At 63.2% G+C, this 16163-nt stretch carries 15 protein-coding genes; 4 read left to right on the forward strand and 11 right to left on the reverse strand.

Features of this window, described 5'->3' with window-relative positions; all coding sequences use genetic code 11:
- Positions 1-156: 156 nt before the first annotated feature.
- The gene (locus tag C1725_RS15920; RefSeq protein WP_102412639.1) at positions 157-999 is read right to left on the reverse strand and encodes a DegV family protein; all 843 of its coding nucleotides are present in this window, start codon (positions 997-999) and stop codon (positions 157-159) included.
- Positions 1000-1293: 294 nt separating this feature from the next.
- On the opposite strand from C1725_RS15920, the gene C1725_RS15925 reads away from it, so the two are divergent.
- Positions 1294-1614 (forward strand): helix-turn-helix domain-containing protein, encoded by a 321-nt coding sequence (locus tag C1725_RS15925; RefSeq protein ID WP_102412641.1) that lies wholly within the window; start codon positions 1294-1296, stop codon positions 1612-1614.
- Between the two features lie 314 nt (positions 1615-1928).
- Here C1725_RS15925 and C1725_RS15930 read toward each other — a convergent pair whose 3' ends face one another.
- Together C1725_RS15930 and glf are read right to left on the reverse strand one after the other, a co-directional pair.
- Positions 1929-2810, reverse strand: a complete 882-nt coding sequence (locus C1725_RS15930; RefSeq protein WP_102412643.1) for an ROK family protein — start codon at positions 2808-2810, stop codon at positions 1929-1931.
- A gap of 242 nt (positions 2811-3052) precedes the next feature.
- The gene (gene glf, locus C1725_RS15935; protein WP_102412645.1) at positions 3053-4153 is read right to left on the reverse strand and encodes a UDP-galactopyranose mutase; all 1101 of its coding nucleotides are present in this window, start codon (positions 4151-4153) and stop codon (positions 3053-3055) included.
- Between the two features lie 235 nt (positions 4154-4388).
- Here glf and C1725_RS15940 point away from each other — a divergent pair, with 235 nt between their 5' ends.
- Complete coding sequence (locus tag C1725_RS15940) at positions 4389-5492, forward strand: sensor histidine kinase (RefSeq protein WP_346026738.1); 1104 nt, start codon at positions 4389-4391, stop codon at positions 5490-5492.
- A 22-nt stretch (positions 5493-5514) separates the two neighbouring features.
- Positions 5515-6459: an EamA family transporter gene (locus C1725_RS15945; RefSeq protein ID WP_102412647.1), complete on the forward strand. Its 945-nt coding sequence runs from the start codon at positions 5515-5517 to the stop codon at positions 6457-6459.
- Here the strand turns inward: C1725_RS15945 and C1725_RS15950 are convergent.
- Positions 6428-6700 (reverse strand): hypothetical protein, encoded by a 273-nt coding sequence (locus tag C1725_RS15950; RefSeq protein WP_102412649.1) that lies wholly within the window; start codon positions 6698-6700, stop codon positions 6428-6430. The genes C1725_RS15945 and C1725_RS15950 overlap by 32 nt on opposite strands.
- Before the next feature lie 94 nt (positions 6701-6794).
- Between C1725_RS15950 and C1725_RS15955 the strand changes: the two genes are divergently transcribed.
- Positions 6795-7025 carry a helix-turn-helix transcriptional regulator gene (locus C1725_RS15955; protein ID WP_346026739.1) on the forward strand — a complete coding sequence of 77 codons (231 nt, stop codon included), beginning with the start codon at positions 6795-6797 and terminating at the stop codon, positions 7023-7025.
- Between the two features lie 56 nt (positions 7026-7081).
- Here the strand turns inward: C1725_RS15955 and C1725_RS15960 are convergent, their stop codons facing one another.
- The 7 genes from C1725_RS15960 to C1725_RS15990 form a co-directional block, all read right to left on the reverse strand.
- Entirely contained in the window at positions 7082-8023 is a 942-nt protein-coding gene (locus C1725_RS15960) for an NAD(P)-dependent oxidoreductase (RefSeq protein WP_102412653.1), read from the reverse strand.
- A 3-nt stretch (positions 8024-8026) separates the two neighbouring features.
- Positions 8027-8923: a TIM barrel protein gene (locus C1725_RS15965; RefSeq protein ID WP_102412654.1), complete on the reverse strand. Its 897-nt coding sequence runs from the start codon at positions 8921-8923 to the stop codon at positions 8027-8029.
- Position 8924: 1 nt separating this feature from the next.
- Positions 8925-9860, reverse strand: a complete 936-nt coding sequence (locus tag C1725_RS15970) for a transketolase C-terminal domain-containing protein (protein WP_102412656.1) — start codon at positions 9858-9860, stop codon at positions 8925-8927.
- The gene (locus tag C1725_RS15975; RefSeq protein WP_102412658.1) at positions 9857-10660 is read right to left on the reverse strand and encodes a phosphoketolase family protein; all 804 of its coding nucleotides are present in this window, start codon (positions 10658-10660) and stop codon (positions 9857-9859) included. Before C1725_RS15975 ends, C1725_RS15970 begins: the two co-directional genes overlap by 4 nt.
- Positions 10657-11484: a TIM barrel protein gene (locus C1725_RS15980; RefSeq protein ID WP_102412660.1), complete on the reverse strand. Its 828-nt coding sequence runs from the start codon at positions 11482-11484 to the stop codon at positions 10657-10659. The genes C1725_RS15975 and C1725_RS15980 overlap by 4 nt, the downstream gene beginning before the upstream one ends.
- 88 nt (positions 11485-11572) lie before the next feature.
- Entirely contained in the window at positions 11573-12976 is a 1404-nt protein-coding gene (locus C1725_RS15985) for an L-fucose isomerase (protein ID WP_102412661.1), read from the reverse strand.
- A 12-nt stretch (positions 12977-12988) separates the two neighbouring features.
- Complete coding sequence (locus C1725_RS15990) at positions 12989-16150, reverse strand: hypothetical protein (protein WP_102412663.1); 3162 nt, start codon at positions 16148-16150, stop codon at positions 12989-12991.
- Positions 16151-16163: the final 13 nt, after the last annotated feature.

Here is a 16163-nt window from a genome sequence, read left to right on the forward strand (position 1 = left end):
GAGAATTATTCTTGTTTTCCATTTTCCGTTCCGCGCCATGCCGATGAGCGTACACAGATAGCATATGCAAAAAGGCACAAAAAAATCCTCCCGATGGTTCGGGAGGCAGACCGTAAAAAAAACTGTGCACGGGGATTGGGCGCATGAAGGGGAGAATCAGGCGCGCTCCAGATAGGTCACCACGCAGGCGCCCGGGCCCGCGTGCGCCCCCACGACGCAGCCCACCGGCCAAAGATCGCCGTCCATGTCCAGCTCCTTCCTGCATCGCTCGCGCAGGGCCTTCGCCTTCTCATCCGTCATCGTGTAGCCGAAGTAGACCGGACAGACCGGGTCCGCACCCTTGCCCGCGCGAATCTCCTCCACGACCCGGCCATAGGCCGCGCAGAGTCCCCGCGCCTTGCCCAGCACGGAAAGCGCTCCGTCCGTCAGGGTTAGAATGGGTTTCAGGTTGAGGAGCGAGCCCACCACCGCCGCAGAGCGGGAAAGCCGTCCGCCCCGGCAGAGGTATTCCAGCGTATCGACCACCGCGTACAGGCGAATACGGCCCTTGGCCGCCTCGATTTCCTGCACGATCTGCGCGGCGGAGCGTCCCTCGTCGCGCAGGCGGCAGGCGTATTCGACCAGCAGGCGAAGGCCCGTGATCGTCGTGCGCGTATCGACGATGTGGATGTCCTCGTAGCCGCACATGTCCTTGGCGATCATCGCGCTTTGCAGCGTCCCGCTCAGGCCGCTGCAAAGCGTCAGCACCACCGCGCTGTCGCCCGCCGCCTGAACGCGCTCAAAGACGGAAAGAAAGTCGTCCGGCGCGGGCTGCGACGTCGTCGGCTGTTCCCTGCCGCTGGTCAGGCGGTCATAAAAGGCCTCCATGCCGATGTCTACGCCCTCGCGGCAGACGTCCTCGCCGAAGATGACCTTCAGGGGAATGACCTCTATGGACAATGCCTGTGCCTCCCGGGCGCAGATGTCGCTTGTGGAATCCGTAATCAATCGAACTGCCATGGTTTTCTCCTTTATGCTTTGTGTATGAGCCTCCTCTATTATAGTAAAATTAGTTTGAATGTCAAGCTATTTATTTTGAAGATCAATGTATTGAAGCAAAAAGCAGGCCGACGTATCGATGCGCATCGGTTTGCCGGCCTGATTAAGAACAATTTTCCATCCAAAATGTATGGACTGCACAATTAATTTGTCGAATTTTTAATATTTTTGCAAAAACACATATTTTTTGTCTCTTTACACACACCATATCTATTTGTATACTAATAATATAGTTGGAAACAGGAGGGGCAGCATATGGTACAATTCGGCGAACGACTAAAAATGGCGCGTAACGCGAAGCGACTTAGCCAGCAAGCCCTGGCCGACATCATCAGCAAGAGCCTGAACACCGTCGGCCTGTACGAGCGGGGTTTGCGCCAGCCCAGCCTGGAGACGCTCTGCCTGCTCGCCGACACGCTGGACGTATCGGTGGATTACCTGCTCGCGCGTACGGACGTGAAAAAATACGACCTCGCGGCGCTCGAGGGAGACGGCGCTTTGCCTGCCGCCGTGACCGTTCCCCGCGAATGGGAGGAACGCCTGCGCCGCATCGAAAGCCACCTGGGTTTGGCATGACGAAAGCATAAAATACCGCGCGCCCCGAAGCGATGCTTCGGGGCGCGTTTGGCCATCGACAAAGCCGATGGCCTCGTGCAAAATGAAGGCTCATTTTGCACGAAGGTCACGGGAAATGTTTTCCTCCGCAAATGCTGCGCATTTGACTGCGGAAAACGCCCCGCCCGACCGGCAGAGCCGGTCGATACGATTTCTCATGAAGGGGAAGGCTCCCTTTCATGCATCCCCCTCTTACATGACCTTGCTGGGTCGATATTCCGCGCGCCCCGAAGCGATGCTTCGGGGCGCGTTCGTGTATAAAAGCCTTGCTTTGCTTACTTCGCCTGCGCCGCGCGCAGGGCCAGCAGCAGCGCGCCCGTGACCCCGCTGTTCACGCCCAGGCCGGGCGACACGATGTAGGAATCGATTTCACGTTCGATGCGGGGGGTGCGCACGTAGCCGCCCAGCAGCTCGATCGTCCGCTTGCGGATGCGCGGGAACAGGTGCTCCTGCTGCATCACGCCGCCGCCCAGCACAATGCACTCCGGCGAGAAGCTCACGATCGCGTTGACGCACATCTGCGCCAGGTATTCGCACTCCACCGTCCACGCGGGGTGGTCGGGCGCGAGCTCCTTGGCGCTCTTGCCCCAGCGCTTTTCGATCGCCGGGCCGCTCGCGCAGCCCTCCAGGCACCCCTTATGGTAGGGGCAAAAGCCGTCCGGCGCGGGATCGCCCGCGGCCGCGCGCATCAGCATGTGCCCAAATTCAGGGTGCACCAGGCCGTGTACGAGGTTGCCCTCGACGATCAGCCCGCCGCCGATGCCCGTCCCCACGGTCACGTAAAGGCAGCTTCGCAATCCCTTCGCCGCGCCCATCGACACCTCCGCCAGCGCCGCCGCGTTGACGTCCGTGTCCAGCTCCGCCGGAACCGAAAGCGCGCCGCTGAGCGCGGGCAGCAGGGGATAGTTTATCCAGCCCGTCTTGGGGGTCGAGGTGATGTAGCCGTAGGTTTCCGATTGCTTATTCAAATCGAGCGGGCCGAAGGAACCGATGCCCAGCGCCTCGATGCCCTTGCCCCGATAATACTCGATCATCTGCGGAACCGTCTCCTCCGGCGTGCGCGTGGGAAAGCTCTGCTTGTCGAGCACCTGCGCGCGTTCGTTGCCGATCGAGCAGACCATTTTCGTCCCGCCCGCCTCCAATGCGCCCAAAACCATTGTGTTTCCTCCCCTTTTGTTCCCCGCGCCGCGCGCGGGCGTGCTGCGGCGTCCTGCGCCGTTTTTTTCATGGTTTCATCTTACCCGCTTGGCAGGGTTTTGTCAATTTCCTTTCCGCCTCTTTCCGCATTTTGCCCCGAACTTTCGCGAAGGCGCGGACTGCCCGACGAAAAGACTGGAATGTCCAAAAATACGTCAGATCGCATTCCGTGTTCAAACTGGAAACAGGCGCGCGTTTGCTTTTACAGCACCTTCTTCGCCAGCGTCAGGGCGGAGGCGATCACCTTGTCCATGTCGTAATAGCGGTACTCGCCCAGCCGCCCGCCGAAGAGCACGTCCTTCTCCCCCGCCGCAAGCTCCCGATAGCGTTCGTACAGCGCACCGTTCACCTCGTCGTTCACCGGGTAATACGGCTCGTCCCCCGGCTTCCATTCCGTCGAAAATTCGCGGCTGACGACGGTCTTTTCCTGCCTGCCGAACGCAAAATGCTTGTGCTCGATGACGCGCGTATAGGGCGTCTCCCGGTCGGTGTAGTTCATCACGGCGCACCCCTGATGATTGGGCGTATCCAGCACCTGCGTTTCAAAGCGCACGCTGCGGTAGGCGAGCGCGCCCAGCCGGTAGCCGAAATACGCGTCGATGGGGCCCGTGTATAGCACCCGCTCCGCCAGGCGGCTCAGCTCGTCCCGGCGCTCCAGATAATCGGTTTCGAGCCGCACATCGGCATCCGCGAGCATCCGCTCCACCATCTGGGTGTAGCCCTCGATGGGGATGCCCTGATAAGGATCGCTGAAGTAGTTGTTGTCGAACGTGAACCGAACGGGCAGCCGCTTTATAATGAAGGCGGGCAGCTCGCGGCAGGGCCTTCCCCACTGCTTTTCGGTGTATCCCTCCACCAGCTTTTTGTAGATGTCGGTGCCCACCAGCGAAATAGCCTGCTCTTCCAGATTGCGCGGCTCCCCGATGCCCGCCTCGCGGCGCTGGCGCTCGATGATCGCCCGCGCCTGATCCGGCGTGACCGCCCCCCACATGCGGTAAAAGGTGTTCATGTTAAACGGCAGGTTGTACAGCTCGCCGTGGTAGTTGGCGATGGGGGCGTTGGTGAAGCGGTTGAATCCGGCGAAGCGGTTCACGTACGCCCACAGCTCCGGATTGGAGGTATGGAAAATATGCGCGCCGTAGCGGTGCACCTGTATGCCCTCTACGGGCTCGGTGTACACGTTGCCCGCGACGTGGCTCCGCCGCTCGACCACGAGGCAGCGCTTTGAGCGCTCCGCTGCCTGCTGCGCGAAGACCGCGCCGAACAGGCCCGCGCCGACGATCAGAAAGTCGTATGTCTTCATGTCCGTTTCTCCTTCCGGGCTCAGGGCTTTTCTTCCTAAATACTATATCACATTCCACCGCCTTTTGTCAGGCGCATTCGGCGCCTATTCGCAAAGGGAATCCAGCGCGCCCTGTCCGTCCCCGGCGGAGGCAGCCGCCAGCCATGCCACGCGCGTTTTCGTGCGCGATTTTCAGTTGAATCCGCGCCGCCTAAATGCTATGATAGGGTTTGATCGATCGACGGAGGTGAACTTCTTGAACAAAGAACTGCGCGCGCGCATGAAGCGCTGCATGCCCCTTTGCGCGCGCGACACGGCGCTCTGCGCCGCCATCATGGCCGCGGCGGCGCTCGCGTGCATGCTGCTGCGCATGCTCGATTCCAGCGACGTATACGTATCCATGATCTTTCTGCTGGCCGTGCTCGTGACCGCGCGGGTGACGAACGGTTATTTTTACGGCATCGCCGCCTCCTTCGCGGGGGTCGTCTTCGTCAACTACGTCTTCACCTATCCATACTTCGCGTTCAACTTCACCATCTCCGGCTACCCGCTCACGTTCCTGAGCATGCTCTTCGTCTCGCTCACCACGAGCGCCATGACCACGCAGATCAAGGAACAGGAGCGCCTGCGCCGCGAGGCCGAGATGGAGAAGATGCGCGGCAACCTGCTTCGGGCCGTGTCGCACGACCTGCGCACGCCGCTCACGTCCATCATCGGCTCCAGCAGCGCCATTCTGGACGGCCCCGCCCCCCTGTCCATGGCGGATCAGCGCCGCCTGATCTGCGACATACGCGAGGATGCGGAATGGCTGATCCGCATGGTCGAAAATTTGCTTTCCATCACGCGCATCAGCGGTGAGGCGGCGAACATCAAGACCTCGCCCGAGGCGGTAGAAGAGGTCGTCGCGGAATCGGTGCGCAAGTTTAAGAAGCGCTTTCCGGGAAGAAGCGTCGCCATTCATCTGCCGGACGAAATGCTGATGGCGCGCATGGACCCCATCCTGATCGAGCAGGTGATCGTCAACCTGCTCGAAAACGTGGCGGAGCACGCCAAGGGCGCCACGCATACAGACCTCACCGTCGAGCGTCAGGGCGGCGAATGCGTCATCTCCGTGCTCGACGACGGCGAGGGCATCCCCTCCGGCGTGCTGGCGCACATGTTCGACGGATACCTCACCCGCGCGGACAACCCGCTCAGCGACAGCAAGCGCAACATGGGCATCGGCCTGTCCGTGTGCATGTCCATCGTGCGCGCGCACGGCGGAAGCCTGCGCGCCGAAAACAGGAAGTCCGGCGGCGCGGCCCTGCGCTTCACGCTGCCCCTGGACGACGACCCTCAATGGCCCGAAGAGGCCGAATAAACGAATGAGGAGGGCTTTCAAAATGGAAAGCGCCCGGAAATCCGCCCTGTCCCGCCCGCTCACCGTCGGCCTGCTCGCGCTCGTATGCTGCGCGCTCTGGGGCAGCGCCTTTCCCTGTATCAAGCTCGGCTACGCCTACTTCGCCATCGGCTCCGGCGACACCGCCACGCAGGTGCTCTTCGCGGGGCTGCGCTTCACGCTGGCCGGCGCGCTCACGATCCTGATCGGCAGCGTCATGCAGCGCCGTTTGCTGGTGCCCGCCCGCGCGAGCCTGCCAAAGATCGCCAAGCTGTCGCTCATGCAAACCGTCATCCAATACCTCTTCTTCTACGTCGGCCTTGCGCACACGTCGGGCGTGAAGTCCTCGATCATCGAGTCCTCCACCGTCTTTCTCACCATTCTCGCCGCGAGCCTGCTCTTCAAGCAGGAGCGCATGACGGTGCGAAAGCTCCTGGGCTGCGCGGTCGGCTTCGCGGGCGTCGTCCTCATCAACGCCGCCGGGCAGGGGGTGGACATGCACGTCTCCCTCATGGGCGAGGGGGCGATCCTGCTCTCCGCGTGCGCCTACGCGCTTTCCTCCGTGATGATCAAGCTCTACTCCCGGGACGAGCTGCCCATCACGCTCAGCGGCTATCAGTTCGTGCTGGGCGGCGCTACGCTCGTCGTCTGCGGCCTGGTCGCGGGCGGGCGCATCGCGCAGGTCAGCGTGCAGGGGCTTTTGATGCTCGGCTACCTCGCGCTGCTCTCCGCGGTGGCCTACTCCCTCTGGGGCACGCTGCTCAAGTACAACCCCGTCGCCCGCGTCTCCATCTACGGCTTCATGAACCCCGTGTGCGGCGTGCTGCTCTCCGCGCTGCTGCTGGGCGAAAGCCAGAACGCCTTCGGCGCGGCGGGGCTCGCGGCGCTGGCGCTCGTGTGCGCGGGCATCTGGCTCGTCAACGGTCAGCAGGCGGCGAAGCGGGCGTAAGGCGCGCGCGGCAGGCGCGCAGCACAAGGTTCACGTCCAGCTCCGCCTCGTGCGCGTGCGCGCGGACGTGATCCTCGACCAGCCGCATCAACGACTCCGCCGCCTCCGCGTCCAGCTCCTCCTCCTGCGAAAGCGCGCACAGCAGGCAGCGCAGGCAGACCGCCAGGCCCCGCAGCGCGAGGGTGTGCCAGTCCAGGTCTTCGAGAAGGTCGTCTTCCTCCAAATCTTTTATCACAAGCATGTTCTCACTTCCCATGTTTTCCAAATACATTCTAGCCCAAAACAGGCTAAAAGTCAAGAAAAAACCGATTTTTTTGCAAAGGAGGTCGATTTTCATGCTCTTCTCGGAAAAGGTCAGGTTTCTGCGCAAAAATCACCCGTCTAAATTATCGCAAACCATGTTGGCGTCCGCTCTCGGCGTAAGCCAGCGGACGGTATCTCACTGGGAGCTGGGTGAACTAGAGCCCAGTTTAAAGGACATGGAAAACCTCTGCCTCTTCTTCGGCGTGTCCGCAGACTACCTGCTCGGCCTGCCGAAGGGGATGCCGTATCCAGATCGCGATTAGACGGCGAGATCCCGGGGACGCGCCCCGGGATCTCTTTTTTCTGTTTTACCCATTCTTTACGGGTTCACGACGTTTGCGGGCTTCCCCGAAAGGAACGCTTCGAGGTTCGCGACGGCGATGTCCATCAGCCGCTGGCGGCTCTCCCGGGAGGCCCAGGCGATGTGCGGGGTGATCAGGCAGTTGTCCAGCCCGAGCAGCGGATTGTCCGGCCGGATGGGCTCCGCCGATACCACGTCCAGCGCGGCAGCGTACACCTTGCCGTCCACGAGCGCCTCGCGCAGGGCGTCCTCCTGAATCAACGGGCCGCGCGCCGTGTTGATCAGGATCACGCCGTCCTTCATGCGTCCGATCGTCTCGCGGTTCACCATGCCCGTGTTCTCCGGCGTCAGCGGGCAGTGCAGGGACAGCACGTCCGCCTGCGCGAGCACGTCGTTTAACGGAAGCACCTCCGGGGCCTTGACGAACGCGTCGTAGGCCACCACGCGCATGCCGAAGGCGCGAGCGATCTGCGCCGTGGCCTTCCCGATGCGGCCGTAGCCGACGATGCCCATCGTCTTGCCCGAAAGCTCCATCAGGGGATAATCCCAAAAGCAAAAGTCGCGCCCGTTCGTCCACCGGCCCGCCTGCACCGCCTCGGCGTGGTGGCCGACGCGGTGGCAGATCTCCAGCAGCAGCGCGAACACGTACTGCGCGACTGCCTGCGTGCCGTAGGTTGGGATGTTGGATACGGGGATTCCCCGCTCGCGCGCCGCCTCGATATCGACCACGTTGAAGCCTGTGGCGAGCACCCCGATGAAGCGCAGCTCCCGCGCGCCCTCGAGGGTCGCGCGCGTCAGGGGCGTCTTGTTCGTATACACGACCTGCGCGCCCGCGATGCGCGCGGCAACCTCGTCCGCCTTTGTGTGTTCGTATACCGTAACATCTCCCAGCGCTTCAAAGCCCGCCCAGGAGAGGTCGCCCGGATTTTCCGTGTAGCCATCCAAAATGACGATTTTCATCGCTTAATCCTCCAATAGCGCCCACGCGCGCCGCAGCACGCGCTTCGTCCCCGCGAGCACGACCTCGCAATCCTCATCCGCCCAGGGCTTGACCTCAAACGAGAGCACGTACGGCTCCCGCGCATGGAAGAAGCCCTCTGCCTTGAGCACGCGGAAGAAGTCCAAAAGCTGCTCCGTGTCGTTCGCGCTGCGCGGAAAGCCGAAGCGCGGGTGCTGGTCGCCATACGCTTCCGCGCCGGGCTGCACCACCGCGTTGCCGACGTGGAAGTGGCGGATGTAGGGGCGCAGCGTCTGGATGACAAAGCGGCTCGTCTCATACGTCGTCGGGAAGTGCGACAGATCGACCAGCAGGCCAAAGTTTTTGCAGGTCATGCGCACGTCCGCCGCGAAGCGCGCCGCCAGCGGCGCGGGGCCGATGAGCGCCGCCTTGTCCATATCGTAGTCGAAGACCTCCAGGTTGACGTCCATGCCCTTCCCCTCGGCATAGGCGCACACCGCGCGCGTCGTGCGAAGAAGCTGGGCGTACGCCTCCTCCCGCGTCTCCTGCGCCCACTTCCCCGCCAGAAAAGCGACGCCCCGCGCGCCGAGCGCTTCCGCCTCGTCCACGGCCTCGATCAGCGTAGCCTGCGCCTTCAGCCGCCCTTCCTCGTTCAGGTCGTTCGGGTTGAGCCCCGGCCCCAGCAGGCGCGGCTGCGCGCCGTAGCAGACCTTCAGGTGCGACTGATCCAGCAGGCGTTTAGCCCGCGCCCGTTCCTCCTCTGAGTCAAACCGCGTCAGCTCGATCGCATCGAAGAAGTCGTCCTCCGCGATGCGCCGGACGGTTTCCACCGCGTCCTTTCCAGGAAAGCTCATCCAACTGATCGTCCCGATCTGAAAGTACTTGTGAATTGATTCGCGCATTTCAATGCCCCCTCACGAAATTTTCCACCTGCCGCGCGACGCCCGGGCCGTCCAGGCTGTACGCCGCGACGAGCTGTGCGTAGCTGCGCGCGCTCTGGCCGAACGTGTCCTCCAGGCCGATTTTGAGCACGGGCGTTGGCCGCCCGCGGCAGAGCGCCGCGCAGACGGCGTCGCCCAGCCCGCCGTTTACCGTGTGCTCCTCCAGCGTGACGACGCGGCCCGTCCGCTCCGCCATGCGGCAGACGGCCTCCTCGTCCAGCGGCTTTACGCTGATGGCTTCCAAAATTGCCGCGTCGATTCCCTGTGCTTTGAGCAGCGCCCGCGCCTCGATGGCCGCCGCGAGCATCGTGCCCGTGCTCACCAGCGTCACGTCCCGCCCGTCCATGAGGAGATTTGCCTTTCCCAGCCGAACTCCTGCCCGGCCGCCGTGCAGGCTGGGCGCCGCGTCGCGCGAGAGCCGCAGATAGACCGGCCCCTCGATGCGCAGCATTTCGCCCACCGCTTCCATCGTGCTCTCCTCGTCCGAAGGGGCCAGAATCCGTATGCCCGGCACGGCGCGCATCATGGCCATGTCGCAGATCCCCTGGTGGCTCGCGCCGTCCGCGAAGTCCGAGAGCCCGGCATAGCCGCCGCAGATCTTGACGTTTAGGCGGTTGTACGCGGCGAGCGAATGGATGGAATCCATCGCCCGCACCGCCAGCAGAAACGCGAAGGTCGAGATCACCGGGATCTTGCCGCAGGCCGCCATGCCCGCCGCTGCGGCAGCCATGTTTCCTTCGGCGATGCCAAAGTTGAAAAAGCGATCGGGAAACGCAGCCTGAAACTGCTTCGTCTGCGTGCTGGAGGAGACGTCCGCGTCGAGCACGACCATCTCCGGAAAAGCCTCCGCATAGCGCACCAGCGCATCGCCAAACACCTGGCGCATCGTCCTGCTCATCGCATGAGCCTCCCCTCTACCTCGGCCCGCGCAGCCGCGTAATCCTCCGCCGAAAGCGGCTTCCCATGCCACGCCGCCTGCCCCTCCATGAAGGAGACGCCCTTCCCCTTGACGGTGTGGGCGACGACGGCGTGGGGCTCGCCGCAGTTCTTTGCCTCGCGCACCGCGCGCTCGATCTGCCCCTCGTCGTGCCCGTCCACCTCAAAGACGCGGATGCCGAAGCCCGCCAGCTTTTGCGAAAGCGCCGCCTGCGCAGGCTGCACCACGTCCGTCGGCCCGTCGAGCTGCACGCCGTTGAGGTCCACGATGGGCGTCATGTTTTGCAGGGCGAAGGCGCGCATGGACATGAAGGCCTCCCAGTTCTGCCCCTCCTGCAGCTCGCCGTCGCCCAGCAGCGCGTAAACGTGCGCGGGCGTGTTCCGGAGCGCCAGCGCCATGCCCACGCAAACGGAGAGCCCCAGCCCGAGCGAGCCGGTCGACATGTCGATGCCGGGCAGCTTGAACATACAGGGATGTCCCTGGAGCGGGCTGCCCAGCTCGCGCAGCGTTTCAAGCAGCTCCTCCCCGAAAAACCCCGCCCGTGCGAGGCAGGCGTAGAGCATCGGCGCGGCATGGCCCTTGGAGAGCACGAAGCGGTCGCGCTCCCGCCAGTCGGGGCGCGCGGGATCGACCCGCAGCACGCGGCCGTAGAGCACGTTTAAGATCTCCGCGCAGGACAGGCTGCCGCCCATGTGTCCGCTGCCCGCCGCCCGGCCCATTGCAAGCACCGCCAGCCGCAGGCGATCTGCCTCCTCGCTCATGACAAAAGCCCCCTTTCCAGCAAGCGCGAGCGCATGTACCGCGCCGTCCGCAGCGCCGTGCCGTCCGCGTCCGCGCCCGGCAGCACCTCCGCGCTGAGCCAGCCGTCGTAGCCGCTTTCCGTCAGCGCGTCCAATATCTCGTCGAAGTCCGTGTGCCCCTGACCCGGCGCGCGGCGGTTGGAATCCGCGATGTGCACGTACTTTACCCGCTTCGCGTTTCGCCTGAGCGACGCGCCGATGCGGTCGTCCTCGATGTTCATGTGGAATACGTCCGCCATGACGCCGACATTTTCAAACGGCAGCCTCGCGAGCAGCGCGCAGGCTTCGTCCACGCTGTTGAGAAAATTGCTCTCATAGCGGTTGATGGGCTCGATCAGAACCGTCACGCCATGCTGCGCCGCAAAGGGCAAAATTTCACCCATGCATCCCAGGAAGAGCGCCTCCGCCTCCCCGCGCGTCTGATCGGCTGAGACGAAGCCGCGCGCGCGTCCCACGTTAATCAGCCCGCCGTGCCGCTCCGCCAGCAGCACGAGATCCCGAAAGACCCGGACGATCTCCGCCCGCTTCACCGGGTCCGGATGCGTCATGTATAGGCCCATGCGCGCGAACGTGAGGCCCGTGCTGATACAGCTCACGCGCAGGTCGTGCGCCGCAAGCTCCCGATCCAGCGCGCCGGTATCGACGTCCTGCGCGCACCCAAGCGCCAGCTCGACCCCCTGGTACCCGAACCGCCTCGCCTTATCCATTGAATTTTTGAAGCCCCGCCAGACGACGAACGCGCTCTCCGGCGCGTCCTCGCCGGCGATGACCACGGAAAGTTTCATCTTGTTTTTCCCCCTGTCCGCAGGTTATGAAACGTTTCAAATAATTCCCAAAATACAACATGCCCGTAAGGACATGTTGCAATGCCTTCTACAGCACCTCCAGCTCCACGCCGGTCAGCTCACAAAACGCGCGGATTTCCCGCAGGTAGCAGCCGCTTACCGCGTGAATGTGGTTGCTGGCGAAGCGGTCGAGCAGCTCCATCGGCTCCGATTCGACCGAGGCGTATCCATGCGGCCACGCCTCGCAGGTCTCCCGCATGCGCTCGACAGGCAGCTTTTCAAACGTGCCCTCGAACGCCTGCATGACGTAGTGGTCCATGCGGTGCGTCAGGCGCGCGAACGTCATCGGTCCTGCCTCTGCCATGAACTGCACGTGGCAGCCGCACCCGCCGTATTTGGGGATGACGGAACAGAGGCGTACACGCCGCAGATTTTCCGCCGGGTCCTCGCTGCGGGCCGCGTACCAGGTGGCACACGCGCCGCAGTTGCAGAACGCAAAGAGATTCTCCTGCTGCATGTAGTGCCGGAAATCCATGAACACGACCGGCAGGCCCGAAATCAGCTTGAGGACCTGCATCGTCAGCGCAGCGTCCGAATCCGCTTCGCAGGCAAACACGACCGGCTCCTTTTCCCCATCCCAATCATACGGGTCGTTGCAAAGCGTCGCGGACAGACATTGGGTGACGAAGTACTCGCTCAGGTCGTAATGGCACTTGACGCCGACGAAGGAGAGCCCCCGCTCCGCGATCAACGCCTTGAGCGCGATGTAGCAGTTGACCTGCATGCCCAACGACTCGCGCGTCAGCTTCTTGCCGTCGTATTCGACGGCGCCCATCCGCTCCTCCAGCCATCTGAGCGCCCGTTCCGTCTCCTCCGGCGGCACGAGACGCGCCCGGCGCAAAATCTCCAGTTGGTCTACGTGATCGACATCCACCCCGAAGCGCTGCATCCACACGTCGGGCGATACGGCGCCCGAGCCCATGCCGATGCTGCGCCCGCCGAACAGGCCGTAAACCTGCCCCTTCAGGCGCGAAACGGCGTGCGCCGCGCGCAGAAAGGCCAGCACGCGCTGCAGGACGGAATCCTCTTCGATATTCCCCCATACCTTCTCGCACTGTCCGCCCGTCTGGCGGATCATGCCGACCGCCGCCTGCAGCCCGCCCAGGCCGGGATAGCTCCCGTTGGCGGGCGAAATGGCCAGCAGCGGCACCCCGTGCAGGATGCGCGCGGCGATGGCCGCAAAGTTGGGGAAGGCGAACACCGGGACGTTTAGAATGCACGCATCCAGCTTCTCCCCAAGGAGCGAAGACGCCATCCGTTCCGCCAGCTCGCTCGCCGCGACCTGCTCTTGCGCGGCAACGACCTCGACCTCCCCCGTTCCGCGAAGCCGCGCGGCCAGCGCCGCCTCGCAGGACGCAATATAATCCTTCAGCGTATCGTGCACGCGCGCGCGACCGTCTGAAAAAGAAAGTATGCCTATGCGAACCGTCATGAAACCCCTCCTTTACGCCTCTGTTTCAATCACGTAATACGGCGTGCGCTCGCGGAAGTCGGGATAGAGCGCGCCGTCTCCGCCTTCCCGCAGGATTTCAAAGTAGTAAAGCAGATCCCAGCGCGCGCTGACATCCTGCGCGGGGATGACGGCAGTAAACGTGTTGCCGCTTTGCTCCATGCACAGGGTATGAAGCGGCTGGGTCTGATCGGTGCGGCTATAGTGGCAGAGGACGGACGCGGCATCGTTCCCCTCCACCTCTATCGAAAGCGGAACCGGCTCTCCTGCGCGGCAGCGCTTCACCGCTTCATGGCTGCAGCGGAAGGCCATGGGGGCGGCCACGGTCAGCGTATACGTGCCGCTCTTCTCCCTCGCATCCCCCGCTTCCGCCTCGAAGGAATACGTGTGCGACGCCGCGCTTCCCGTAACGTCCGAGATGTCCGCCGCGTAGTGACCGCTTCCCGTGCAGCGCATGGGGCGCGGCCGGCCGTCCAGGATGAGGCTCACCCTGTCCGCCTCGCCGCCGGGCACGGTCGCAGTGACGCATAGCCTGCCCGGCTCGCCCAGCTGCATGCGGCGGGGCGGCATATGCGCGATGGAGGGCGCCGCTTTTTGAATCATCAGCGCGGAGATGAACCAATCGCCCGAAAGCGCCAGAAGCAACGTCCCGTCCGTCACGGAGACCCTGATCCTGCGCTCCACGCGCGTGAGCGGCATGACCGTCAGGTCCTCCGCAACCGTTTCTCCATTTACCTTTACCGCAAAGGGGCCATGCAGCGCCGCTTCCGCGCTCTGATCGCAGAAGAGCAGCGTCACCACGTATTCCCCGTTTTCAAGGTCGCACCGGAACTGCGCCGCGTCCGATCCATATAGGTAGTCCTCTGTCAGCGGGCTCCTGTACGCGCGCATGTTGCTCATATCCACCTTGTAAAGCGCATCGCGGCGATAGATCCAGTCGCACGTGCGGTCGGTGAGCCGCGGCCTGCCCATGCCCACGCCCTGGACATCGCCCGTCACGAAGCCGAAGCCCCTTTCCGGACTGTATGCGCACGTCTCTGCGACGCCTTCAAATCCCCGTTCGACGGAGAAACGCTCGAACAGATCAAAGGCACGGTTCTCAAACCCCTTCATGCTGACAAGCCTGCCGAAGTCAAAGCCCCTGTGGAGCAGGCCGTAGCGCTCGTGCAGCGCGCAAAGCTCCGCCAGACGCAGCTCGTCCTCGTAGACGAGGCTTCGCTTGGCCTTCCAGCAGCCCGCGTCGCTGGGGCCGGTCACCATCCGGTCGTAGTACATGTCCTCCGTGAGGGAGATGATCGCTTCCCACACCATCGTTCCCTGGCGTAGCAGATCCTGCGCTTCGCGGAGCAGGCTGCCGTCGCCCGTTTGGAAGTACCCTTCCACGCGAATGCCGGCCTCCGTCTTGAGCGCGTGATAGCGTGCGAGATAGGCCAAAACCTTGAAGTCGACGAGGCTCGAGCGCAGCTCCTTCTCATCGTCTCCCGGCACAATCCCCCGAAGCACCGCCAAAATGCCTTCGCTGTATTCATTAAACTGCGCGGCGCTGTCGTGCGGCGTGCGTTTACCGCCCGGCCTTCCTTTCACGAGGCCCGCGACGAATTCCGGGATCGTCTGCAGGACGCACCGGTCGCTCGTCGGCGTCTCCAGATAGAACTCCAGCAGGCCGCCGATGTCGGTCTCCGGCCAGGTGTACATGTTGGGATCGCTGAGCGAATACTGAATGAGAAAGGTAATGACGCGGCTGGAGAGCGTGTAGGCCTTCATCAGGCTTTCCGCCTTTTCGCCAAAGCGGGCCTTGAGCTCGTCCATCCATACGTCCTCCGCCAGACCGGGGTCGTAGGCCATGCGGCCCATCAGCAGGTAGAACATCCAGTAGCGCTCGTACTCGTGCGTATAGTACTCGTCCTCCCTGTGCTTAAAGATGCGCCAGAACCCGGGCGCATTTCCATAGCCCTTCTGCGCCAGCATCGGGTTGATCTCAAAGCCCTCCGCGCCCCCCAGGCGGCAGCTTTCCACGAAGCGCCGCACGTACTGCGGGTCGCCCCACAGCAGCAGCCTCGGGGAACCCAGGGACCATACCTGCCACATGAACCGATAGGGCATGGGCTTAACCAGCAGATCGCCGTAGCTGTAGCCGGGCTCGATCTTTGCCGGCTGATACGGCGCGCCGAGAAATTCCGCCCAGTACTTCATCGACGCGCGCAGATTCGGGCACATGTCGATGACCGCCTGAGTGGTCTCCGGAAGCGCCAGCCAGCCGCGGTAATCCATGAGCTTCCCCGTCTCCGCGACCGCGCGGAAAATCGTATGCTTAAAGAACTCCGTCTGCCTGGCCGTAGGGATGCTCGATTCCTCGTTGACGCGCACCTGAATGCCGGCAATCGCGGGATAGCGCGTGAGCATAGCCTTCGCCCCACGGTAGACGTAGTCCTCCAAAATGTCCTCCGTAAGGCCCTGGACGTGGTTCTCCTGGTGATGGCGCCAGTCCCCCTCCCAGCCGTTCCAGGGATAGATCTCCCAGATGCCGAGGATAAAGGTGATGCCCCGATCCGCCGCGAGCTGCGTGATGAAGGCCATCATCTCGTCGTTGCGGTCGATCGTCTCCTCGTCCACGTCGTCCGGGCGCACCTGCGGATACTTTTCGTCCCGCAGAAAATAGGCGAAGACCGGCGCCATGTAAGAGGTCTGATGAGAGAAGACGTAATTGAAGGAATTGATCCGGTTGCGCGCGAGCATGTTAAAGTAGGTGGTCCAGTATTCCTTTGAATAAAACCGGTCCTTCTCCAGATCCCGATTGTGCGGCAGCTCGTAGATGCCGCGCGTTTCCAAGTAGGGCGCTTCGTCAAAGCTCACGAGCCCCCGCCCCCGCCGCAGCTTTTCACACAGCGCCAAGCAGCCGTACATCAGGCCGACGTCGTCGAACCCGGCCACGATTACGCGCTCCGGTTCGACGCAAACGGAAAAGGCCTCGTGCACCGGTTTCAGCCTGATCCTTCCCGAATGCACCCAGGACGCGATCTCCGCGCTGCCCGTCACCGAGCCCAGCGTCACGCCTCCCGAAAACTGCGTCTCCTTGAGCGTCTGGATCAGTTCCTCTATTCCGTGCCGCGCAGGCGCATCGACCTTTCCGAGCACGGCAGTACAGGTATCTTTCATGTTAATCACCTCA

Source organism: Beduinella massiliensis, from assembly GCF_900199405.1.
Lineage (GTDB): Bacteria > Bacillota > Clostridia > Christensenellales > Aristaeellaceae > Beduinella > Beduinella massiliensis.